We start from the raw sequence: 641 nt of genomic DNA, 5'->3' as shown, positions 1-641 counted from the left end.
ACAATGTGGGTACTTTCCCATTCGCCGCCAATGGTCGAGCCATGGCAGCGAATGCGGCGTCCGGCATGGTCAAGATCATCGCCGACGCGAAAACCGACCGTATTGTCGGTTTCCACGTGGTGGGTCCCCAGGCCTCTGAAATCGTTGCTCAGGGCGTCATCGCCATGGAGTTTGGTTCCAGTGCCGAAGATCTCGCCCTGACCTGTTTTGCACATCCGACTCTGTCCGAGTCCGTGCATGAAGCGGCTCTGGGTGTTGCCGGCGGAGCGATTCACATCGCCAACCGTCGCAAAAAGAAGTAACGCGAGCCAGGAAACAGGGGCGCCAATGACGGCGCCCCGCTGCTATTAAAACGGCTGGTTTTCGGTCGCGTTAAGGATGCGCTGAGGTGATCCCCGGCGCATCAAACCGAATTCGCACTGCGCGGGTTCAATTTCCGTATGTGGTTATCCTCCATCAGAAAGCGGGACATTAACTATGAATTTGCATGAATATCAGGGCAAACAGCTTTTCGCTGAATATGGCCTGCCAGTATCCAAGGGCATTGCCTGCGATACCCCCAAAGACGCAGTGGCCGCTGCTGACGAAATCGGCGGCGACGCCTGGGTAGTAAAAGCTCAGGTTCACGCTGGTGGCCGCGG

Annotated in this window: 1 protein-coding gene and 1 pseudogene; both read left to right on the top strand. The window is 57.1% G+C overall.

The features are described 5' to 3' along the window. A pseudogene (locus B3M52_RS05835) lies at positions 1-302 on the top strand (dihydrolipoyl dehydrogenase); the annotation flags it as partial. 175 nt (positions 303-477) lie between these two features. Next, on the top strand, positions 478-641 hold a 164-nt coding region (locus B3M52_RS05830; RefSeq protein ID WP_349677012.1), incomplete at its 3' end, for an ATP-grasp domain-containing protein.

Origin of the sequence: Marinobacter sp. UBA2688 (assembly GCF_002352785.1) — a bacterium.
Lineage (GTDB): Bacteria > Pseudomonadota > Gammaproteobacteria > Pseudomonadales > Oleiphilaceae > Marinobacter > Marinobacter salarius.
Note: the sequence above shows the minus strand (reverse complement) of the source record. Positions and strands in the feature narration are given on the sequence as shown.